Consider the following 7002-nt stretch of genomic DNA (forward strand, 5'->3'; position numbering starts at 1 on the left):
AGTTGCTGCGCGCGTTCCTGCGGCAGCCCGCGCGAGCGCAGGTAGAACAGCGCATTGGCATCGAGCTGGCCGACGGTGGCGCCGTGCGCGGCCTTGACCTCGTCGGCATCGATCACCAGCACTGGCTGGGTGTCGATTTCGGCGTCGGCGGACAGCAGCAGGTTCTTGTTCGACAGCGCCGCGTCGGTACCGTCGGCGCCGTGGCGGATGCGGATGCCGCCATGGAAGGCCACGCGGCTGCGCCCGGTGGCGACACCGCGCCACAGCAGCTCGCAGGCGGTGTCGCGGGCGATGTGCTCGATGCCCAGGCGGGTGTCGAGCTGGCGCCGGCCGTTGCCGAGCAGCACGCCGTTGGCGACGAGCTTGGCGTTGTCGCCCTCCAGGCGCACGTTGAGTTCGTGCCGGGCCAGCGCGCCGCCCAGTTCCAGGTCCACACGCCGGTACTGCGCGTCGCGCGCCAGCACCGCATCGGTACGCAGCAGCGCGGTGACGCCGGCCGCCTCGTCCTGCACGCGGGCGTGGCTCAGTTGCGCGCCGGCGGCCAGGTGCACGTGCGCCAGGCTGTTGCTCAGGTGCGCGGCATCGCCGGCATGCAGGTGATGCTCGACCAGCGCCAGCGTCGCGTCCTGGCGCAGTTCGATCAGGTGGCGGTGGTGCCAGGCCAGGTCGGCCTCGGCGGCGGTGGAGACGAAGACCAGGTGCAGCGGCTGCTCCACGCGCACGCCGGCGTCCACCCGCAGCACGCAGCCTTCGTCGGCGAGGGCGGCGTTGAGCTGGGCGAACACTTCGTCGCTGCGTTCGAAGCGGCGGCCGAGGAAGCGCATGGCATCGTCGCCGCTGCGCAGGATGGTCGACAGCCGCTGCAGCTCCACCCCGGCCGGCAGGCCGCTCAGATCCGACAGCGCATCGCTGGCGCGGCCGTTGACGAACACCAGGCGCGGCGCCGGGATACCGTCGAGCAAGGCCGCGTCCACCGCCGGCGCGTTCTGCGGTGCAGGCGCGAAGCTGCGCCGTTCCAGTGCGCGCAGCGAGGTGTACTTCCAGGCTTCGCTGCGCGTGCCGGGCAGGCCGTCGCGCAGCGCCTGCTCCAGCGGCGCGCGGCGTGCGGCATCGCCGTGGAACGCGGCGGCCAGCGAGTCGAGCAGGGCGCTCATTGCACTGCCGCCTCGGGCGCCACGCGCTCCTTCAGCCAGGCATAGCCGTGCGCTTCCAACTCCAGCGCCAGCTCGGGGCCGCCGGTCTGCACGATGCGGCCGTCGGCCAGCACATGCACCACGTCCGGCTTGATGTAGTCGAGCAGGCGCTGGTAGTGGGTGATCACCACGAACGCGCGCTCCGGCGAGCGCAGCGCGTTGACGCCTTCGGCCACGGTCTTGAGCGCGTCGATGTCCAGGCCGCTGTCGGTCTCGTCGAGGATCGCCAGCTTCGGCTCCAGTACCGCCAGCTGAAAGATCTCGTTGCGCTTCTTCTCGCCGCCGGAGAAGCCCTCGTTGACGCCGCGGTGCAGCAGTTCGTCCTTCAGGTGCAGCACCGCCAGCTTCTGCCGGACCAGCTTGAGGAACTGCATCGAATCCAGCTCGGCCTCGCCACGCGCCTTGCGCTGCGCGTTGAGCGCGGCGCGCAGGAAATAGGTGTTGTTCACGCCGGGGATTTCCACCGGGTACTGGAAGGCCAGGAACAGGCCGGCAGCGGCGCGCTCCTCCGGTTCCAGTTCGAGCAGGTCGGCATCGTCGAAGCGCACGCTGCCGTTGGTGACTTCATAGCCGTCGCGGCCGGCCAGCACGTTGCCCAGGGTGGACTTGCCGGCGCCGTTGGGGCCCATGATGGCGTGCACTTCGCCCGGCTTCACCTGCAGCGACAGGCCCTTGAGGATGTCCTTGCCGGCGACGGAGGCGTGGAGGTTTTCTATGGTGAGCATGGGATGGTCCGTCAGAATTCTTTGGTGTAGCCCCTCTCCCACCGGGAGAGGGGTTGGGGTGAGGGAGCGGTGCGAAGCATCTCGCGGGTTTGGGTGTGCGAGGCTGCGCACGTACCCTCATCCGGCGCTTCGCGCCACCTTCTCCCAGAGGGGAGAAGGGAAGGGCGCTAGCCCACCGAGCCTTCGAGCGAGACTTCCAGCAGCTTCTTGGCTTCCACCGCAAACTCCATCGGCAGTTCGCGGAACACCTGCTTGCAGAAGCCATCGACGATCATCGACACCGCGTTTTCCTGGTCGATGCCGCGGGCACGACAGTAGAACAGTTGGTCGTCGCTGATCTTGGAGGTGGTGGCCTCGTGCTCGACGGTCGCGGTCGGATGCTTGACCTCGATGTACGGGAAGGTATGCGCGCCGCACTGTTTGCCGATCAGCAGCGAGTCGCACTGGGTGTAGTTGCGCGCGCCCTCGGCACTGCGCTCCACCTTGACCAGGCCGCGGTAGGTGTTCTGCCCGCGGCCGGCGCTGATGCCCTTGCTGACGATCTTGCTCTTGGTGCGCTTGCCGACGTGGATCATCTTGGTGCCGGTGTCGGCCTGCTGGCGGTGATGGGTCAGCGCCACCGAGTGGAACTCGCCCACCGAGTCGTCGCCCAGCAGCACGCAGGACGGGTACTTCCAGGTGATCGCCGAGCCGGTCTCGACCTGGGTCCAGGTGATCTTGCTGCGCGCGCCGCGGCACTCGCCGCGCTTGGTCACGAAGTTGTAGATGCCGCCGCGGCCTTCCTCGTCGCCCGGGTACCAGTTCTGCACGGTGGAGTACTTGATCTCCGCGTCTTCCAGCGCCACCAGCTCGACCACCGCCGCGTGCAGCTGGTTCTCGTCGCGCATCGGCGCGGTGCAGCCTTCCAGGTAGGACACGTAGGCCTTGTCCTCGCACACGATCAGGGTGCGCTCGAACTGGCCGGTGTGGCCGGCGTTGATGCGGAAATAGGTGCTCAGCTCCATCGGGCAGCGCACGCCCTTGGGGATGAACACGAAGCTACCGTCGGAGAACACCGCCGAGTTGAGCGCGGCGAAGAAGTTGTCGCCGACCGGCACCACGCTGCCCAGGTACTGCCTGACCAGCTCCGGGTGTTCCTTGATCGCCTCGGACATCGAGCAGAAGATCACGCCCTTCTCGGCCAGTTCCTTGCGGAAGGTGGTGCCGACCGAAACGGAGTCGAACACTGCGTCCACGGCCACGCCGGCGAGCTTGGCGCGCTCGTGCAGCGGCACGCCCAGCTTGTCGTAGGTGTCCAGCAGCTCCTTCGGCACCTCGTCCAGCGAGGCGTACTTCGGACCCTTGGGCGCGGAGTAGTAGCTCAGCGCCTGGAAGTCGATCGGCGCGATGTCCAGCTTGGCCCAGTGCGGCATCGGCATCTTCAACCAGTGCCGGTAGGCGGCCAGGCGCCAGTCGGTCATCCATTCCGGCTCGTCCTTCTTCACGGACAGGGCGCGCACGACGTCCTCGTTCAGACCGGGCAGGAACGAATCGGATTCGATGTCGGTGACGAAGCCGGCGTCGTAGCGACGTCCCAGCCGTTCCAGGATTTCAGCGTTTTCGGTGGCCATGGGGCTGCCTACAGGTCAGGTGGTCGCGAACCGCACGGCGATGGGACGCCGTTTCGGATCGCCGGAGGGGGGGAGGGGGTGAAGCATCTGCGCCAGGGTCACGCCGCGCAGCGCATCGGCGACCACGTCGTTGATCAACCGCCAGTTGGAACGCACGCCGCAGGTCTGGGCGATGCTGCACTGGCTGCCGTGGTGGCTGCATTCGGTGATCGCCAGCGGGCCTTCCATCGCCTCGACGATCTGGATCAGGGTGATGGCGTCGGCCGGCCGCGCCAGCCGGTAGCCGCCGCGCACGCCGCGCAGGCCCTCGACCAGGCCGGCCTGGGCCAGCGGCTTGAGCAGCTTGCTGACCGTCGGCGGCTCCAGCCCGGCCTGTTCGGCCAGTTCGGTCGCGCTCAACACTTCGTTCGGACGCGCGGCGAGCACGGTCAGCACGACGGTGGCGTAATCGGTGAGCTTGGTGACGCGGAGCATGGCGACGCGGTGGATTTCAATGCGGACCGAAATTGTACGCTTTTGCGCCGCAGCGTCCAACTGGGCCATTCATCTCTTATTTCGATCGGTACGATCGGTCCGGAGCGGGGGCGCGGTCGGCGGGCCGGCACGCGCAGACTTGGGATCGCGGGCGATGTGCGCCAGAATCTAGGCTTTCCTGTCCGGATCGCCGCATGCCCCGCAAGATCGCCGCCCGCAAGTCCCGCATCCATGGCAACGGCGTGTTCGCCGTGCTGCCGCTCAAGAAAGGCGAGCGGGTCATCGAGTACAAGGGCCGCCGCCGCAGCCACGCCGAGGTCGACCGCGACGAGGCCGGCGACGTCGAGACCGGGCACACCTTCCTGTTCACCCTCAGCGACGACTATGTGATCGACGCCAACTACGAGGGCAACGACGCGCGCTGGATCAACCACAGCTGTGCGCCGAACTGCGAGGCGGTGATCGTCGAGGCCGAGGGCGATGACCGCCGCAAGGACAAGGTGGTGATCGAGGCGTTGCGCGACATCAAGCCCGGCGAGGAACTCACCTACAACTACGGCATCACCCTGGCCGAGCGGCACACGCCGCGGCTGAAGAAGATCTGGGAATGCCGCTGCGGCGCCAAGAACTGCACCGGCACCATGCTGCAGCCCAAGCGCTGAGGTCGCGTCCAGCCGTGCACGCCGCGCCGACGCGCGGTTCACGGCACTGCCACCGGCGCGTTTCTACGGTGGGGCTCCCCTACTCGAGGAGTGTCCCATGAGCGCAATGCCTTCCCTTGCCGGCAAGCAGGTGGCCGTCCTGGCCACCGACGGTTTCGAGCAGTCGGAACTGCAGGAACCCAAGCGTCTGCTCGAATCCTGGGGCGCCCAGGTCGACGTGATCGCGCCGGGCGACGCGAGCAGCATCCGCGGCTGGAACAAGAAGGACTGGGGCGATAGCGTGCCGGTGGACAAGCGCCTGCAGCAGGCCCAGGCCGGCGACTACGACGCGCTGGTGCTGCCGGGCGGCGTCATCAACCCGGACAGCCTGCGCACCGAGCCGACGGCGATCGCCTTCATCCAGTCCTTCGCCAGCGCCGGCAAGCCGGTGGCGGCGATCTGCCACGGGCCGTGGCTGCTGGCCGAGAGCGGGCTGGTGCGCGACCGCCAGGTGACCTCGTGGCCGTCGCTGAAGACCGACCTGTCCAATGCCGGCGGGCGTTGGGCGGATCAGGAGGTGGTGGTGGACGGCAACCTGATCACCAGCCGCAAGCCGGACGACATCCCGGCGTTCGCGCAGGCGGTGGCCAAGGCGCTGGGCTGAGCCCCGGCGATTCGCCTTTCCTGCGCCGCCGCGATGGTGGCGGATGCGGGAGCCCGCCAGAAACAGCAACGGCGGCCGAGGCCGCCGTTGCTGTGTGCGCTGCTGGTGGCGGCTGCCGCCGCACCCCGGACGTCGCGTGGGTTACTGCGCTGGAAGCATGCCCGCCGGCACCAGCTTGCCGATGTCCTGGTTGAAACGCACCACCAGCGAACCGTTCTCCACGCCGGCCGACTGGATCTGCACATCGCCCAGCATCGCGGTCAGGCGCGGATCGAGCTTGTAGATCGGCTCCTTGCGCGCGTAGTCCTCCAGCCAGGCATTGAGCAGTTCACGCGTATTGGCGTCGAGCTTGCCGCCATTGGCAGCCGGGCGGAAATCATCGATGGTCGGGGACTGCAGGTGGAAGCTCTGGCTCTGCTGGTCGTAGCGCAGGGCGCTGGTCAGCAGGACCTGGCCCAGTGGCGTCGGCGTGCCGCCGCCGGTGGCCATGCTCAGGTCGAACTGCATCTTCAGGCGATCGCCCGGCGGCAGGCTCAGCTTCGGGTCGCGGACGGTCATCTTGAGCAGCCCGCCCAACGCCTTGTGCGTCTGCGGGAAGCTGCTGTCCAGGTAATGCTGCACGTCGGCGGCACCGACGCTGACCTGGTGGCCCTGGATGGTCGGCTCGGCCTGGGCCTGGGTGGCGGTGGCGAGCGCCAGCAGCGCCGCAGCGCGCAGGGTGAACTTGCGGAAGATCATCGGGAAGCCCTGGGCGAACGAGAGGAATTCACCATAACGGTGGCCGGTGAATGCGCGATTAGCGGAACCGGCGGCGCGGGAGTCGTCGCTCAGGCGGCCGGCAGCGCCAGCCGTGCCAGTAGCGCGTCCAGCGCCGGCTGCAGCGGCGCCAGCAGTTCACGCGCCTCTCCCTCGCTGCGCTCGCCCAGGCCGCGCAGCAACTGCGTACCGACGATCAGTGCGGCGCGCTCGTCGCCGCGCAGTCCGGGCTGGCGCTGTGCCGCCTCGAGCAGGCGCATCCAGTCCTGCCGACAGCGCGCCTCCAGTTCGATGGTGCAGCGGCCCTGGCAGGGCAGGCCGTCGTCCTGGATCGGGGTGACGGTGACGCGGTAGCGTTGGGAGGCAGTCATGGCAGTGGCGCACGCGGGGTGTGCCTCCAAGATAGGCGCGCGCGAGCGGCACCACGAGCCTGTCGCTCGCGACGCTCTGTTCCAGTGCGTCCGTTCAGCGTGCCGCGCGCAGCAGCGGCAGCGGATCATAGGCGCCGCCCTCGGCGTAGACGCCATAGTGCAGGTGCGGCGGCGTGCCGCGCGCGTTGCCGCTGTCGCCCACCGCGCCCAGCGGGTCGCCGGGCTGCACCAGGTCGCCGACCTGCAGCCCCGGTGCCCACGCCTGCAGGTGCGCGTAGTAGTGCCGCTGCCGGGCTGGGCCCAGCACCCAGACCTGGCGGCCGCCGAGGCCGCGGTCGGCGATGGCCACGACGATGCCGCGTGTCGCCGACACCACCGGCGTGCCGCGTCTGGCGAAGATGTCCACGCCGGCGTGCTGGCGGTCGCGGCCGCGCGGCGCGCCAAAGGTGGCCGCGATGCGACGGGGATCCACGCCTTCGACCGGCATGTGCAGGGCCGTCGGCGCCGGCGCGCGCGCCAACTCCCAGCCGACGCGTAGGCGCTGCGCCCACGGATGCCGCCAGGCCCA

At 69.1% G+C, this 7002-nt stretch carries 9 protein-coding genes; 2 read left to right on the plus strand and 7 right to left on the minus strand.

Going from position 1 to position 7002, the window contains the following annotated elements; all coding sequences use genetic code 11:
• The 4 genes from sufD to D180_RS17595 form a co-directional block, all read right to left on the minus strand.
• On the minus strand, window positions 1-1154 hold a 1154-nt coding region (sufD, locus tag D180_RS17580), incomplete at its 3' end, for a Fe-S cluster assembly protein SufD (protein ID WP_017913832.1).
• Window positions 1151-1918 carry a Fe-S cluster assembly ATPase SufC gene (gene sufC / locus D180_RS17585; protein ID WP_017909660.1) on the minus strand — a complete coding sequence of 256 codons (768 nt, stop codon included), beginning with the start codon at window positions 1916-1918 and terminating at the stop codon, window positions 1151-1153. The genes sufD and sufC, both read right to left, overlap by 4 nt.
• Window positions 1919-2085: 167 nt before the next feature.
• Window positions 2086-3528, minus strand: coding sequence for a Fe-S cluster assembly protein SufB (gene sufB / locus D180_RS17590; RefSeq protein ID WP_017909661.1), 1443 nt, complete (start codon window positions 3526-3528; stop codon window positions 2086-2088).
• Window positions 3529-3543: 15 nt separating this feature from the next.
• Window positions 3544-4002: an SUF system Fe-S cluster assembly regulator gene (locus tag D180_RS17595; RefSeq protein WP_017913833.1), complete on the minus strand. Its 459-nt coding sequence runs from the start codon at window positions 4000-4002 to the stop codon at window positions 3544-3546.
• 194 nt (window positions 4003-4196) lie between these two features.
• Between D180_RS17595 and D180_RS17600 the strand changes: the two genes are divergently transcribed.
• Together D180_RS17600 and D180_RS17605 are read left to right on the plus strand one after the other, a co-directional pair.
• Window positions 4197-4664, plus strand: coding sequence for an SET domain-containing protein-lysine N-methyltransferase (locus D180_RS17600; protein ID WP_010342011.1), 468 nt, complete (start codon window positions 4197-4199; stop codon window positions 4662-4664).
• A 97-nt stretch (window positions 4665-4761) separates the two neighbouring features.
• On the plus strand, window positions 4762-5307 hold the full coding sequence (locus D180_RS17605; RefSeq protein ID WP_017913834.1) for a type 1 glutamine amidotransferase domain-containing protein: 546 nt from the start codon (window positions 4762-4764) through the stop codon (window positions 5305-5307).
• Window positions 5308-5448: 141 nt separating this feature from the next.
• Here the strand turns inward: D180_RS17605 and D180_RS17610 are convergent, their stop codons facing one another.
• From D180_RS17610 to D180_RS17620, 3 genes are all read right to left on the minus strand, one after another.
• Window positions 5449-6045, minus strand: coding sequence for a DUF1439 domain-containing protein (locus tag D180_RS17610; protein WP_017913835.1), 597 nt, complete (start codon window positions 6043-6045; stop codon window positions 5449-5451).
• Between the two features lie 89 nt (window positions 6046-6134).
• Complete coding sequence (locus D180_RS17615) at window positions 6135-6434, minus strand: DUF3861 family protein (RefSeq protein ID WP_010342007.1); 300 nt, start codon at window positions 6432-6434, stop codon at window positions 6135-6137.
• A 94-nt stretch (window positions 6435-6528) separates the two neighbouring features.
• A partial coding sequence (locus tag D180_RS17620) for a M23 family metallopeptidase (protein ID WP_017913836.1) occupies window positions 6529-7002 on the minus strand: 474 nt, incomplete at its 5' end.

Origin of the sequence: Xanthomonas sp. SHU 166 (assembly GCF_000364685.1) — a bacterium.
Classification (GTDB): Bacteria; Pseudomonadota; Gammaproteobacteria; order Xanthomonadales; family Xanthomonadaceae; genus Xanthomonas_A; species Xanthomonas_A sontii.